Origin of the sequence: Corynebacterium hiratae (assembly GCF_009708045.1) — a bacterium.
Lineage (GTDB): Bacteria > Actinomycetota > Actinomycetes > Mycobacteriales > Mycobacteriaceae > Corynebacterium > Corynebacterium hiratae.
Window position 1 is genome coordinate 1 of the sequence record NZ_VIOG01000030.1, and the last position, 1,686, is coordinate 1,686.

Sequence of the window (1,686 nt, forward strand, 5' to 3'; positions counted from 1 at the left end):
GGGGGGTGTTCCTATATAGTTTGTCAACCTCGCGGGTGGATTAGCCGGGGTTGATTTTTCAACCGGGGTTGTTTGGACGTGTTGTTTTCTGGCATGGCTGTTAGCCGGCTGGGATTCTACCCAGTCGGCTATTTGGTTCTTGGGGTTTAGGCTGCTTTGACTTCCTGTGATTGGTCGGGGTCGCGGTAGTACTCGTGGTTGCTCATCATGGCGTATAGGACGTTGAGCCGTCTGCGGGCTAGCGCTACTACTGCGGCGTTGTGTCTCTTGCCTTCACGGCGCTTTCGTTCATAGAATTGCCGTGAACGCTCGTGGAATCTGATGGATGCAAAAGATGATTGCCATAGGGCGTTCTTTAATTTTTTATTGCCAGCTCTGTTCAGTGAGTTCGACATGATTGAGGTTCCGGACTGATTCGTTCGGGGTGATAAGCCAGCGTAAGAGGCTAGGTGCCCAGCTGTCGGGAAGTCGGACATGTCGCCCGCGGTCATGAGAATTTGGGCAGCCGTCTTCGGCCCGATTCCCGGCATGGATAGCAGGATTTGAGTGTGGGGGATGTCGTTGATGAGCTCGATGACTTCCTGCTCGATTTGTTTGCGGTGCTCGAGCTTTAAAAGCGCGTCCTTCGCCGACATTGCTACGCCCATTTCGGCATATTGTGCACCAGCAATGGCGACTGTTTGCTCAGAGATGGCAGCGAATATGGCATCGATGACGGGTTCGGGATTGCGTGCCTTATAGCGTCGAGCAAAGGCAGCTGCTTTGGCTTTTCCGAGGCGCTTTATTTTGGTGGGCCCGCCGTAGCGTGCAAGTAGGTGCAGAACCCATTTGCGGTGGATTATCTGGCCGCGAAGGGCTTGTTCGAATTGCGGGTAGCAGCCAACGAGTGCACTTCGAATCTGATTGATGAGCCTGGTGTAGGAGCGTGCTAAGTCTTCGTCGATGCCGTTGAGGACTTTCAACTGGAGGAAGGCTTCTTCGACGCGGTCGACACTGCGGAGGGATTCCGGAAGGTTCTTTGCAGCGTGGGCGATGATATATGCATCCCGGATATCAGTTTTGGCATTACCAGCGTGGATACGTGAGAGTTGACGCATAGCCAAACCTGGAAGGTAGCGAACGTCGATTCCGATATCTTGGGCAACCGCGACAGTTAGTCGCCCAATGTTATTGGGCTGGTCCACGACGACAAGGACCTTGTGGTCGTTTGCGATAAACGTTGAAAAGAGTGTGCGCAGGGATTTTTCGTTTTGGTTGATGCGCTTTGATAGTACTTGGGCGCCGTCGATATCTAAGACGCAAGCGTGGTGAAAGTATTTGCCAACGTCCATGCCGATGACATAGTCGTAGGTCATGCCAGACCTCCTAGCGAATTGAACGAGTATGAGACTTATTTCATCGCTGGTGGTCGGACATACTTCACGCTGGCATCCACATTACTTTGAGACCTCACACATCCTGTGTGGGTCAGGTTCCTATTAGCAGTCTGGAGTATGTCACTGCCTTCGGCGGCATCACCCCCCGGATCATTTTCAGACAGGGACGAAAACAAGCCATACCGAAGCCAGCGACTAGTTCCACTGCCACAAGGCAGAAGGAACGCAGATAAACATAGCCTGCCCCAGCATGGGGCTAGGAGTACGAATCCTGGGCTCCTTCAAGCGGAACTGCTAACAACGTAATGGG

1 protein-coding gene is annotated in these 1,686 nt (G+C 52.9%); it reads right to left on the reverse strand.

Translation table 11 applies throughout. The annotated features are described in order from the left end of the window. Positions 1-146: 146 nt before the first annotated feature. Positions 147-1,355, reverse strand: coding sequence for an IS110 family RNA-guided transposase (locus FME68_RS12890; protein ID WP_158397780.1), 1,209 nt, complete (start codon positions 1,353-1,355; stop codon positions 147-149). Positions 1,356-1,686 lie beyond the last annotated feature (331 nt).

Coding starts and splice junctions, on each gene's coding strand:
- FME68_RS12890 (WP_158397780.1), bottom strand. CDS start 1,355: ATGACCTACGACTATGTCATCGGCATGGACGTTGGCAAATACTTTCAC.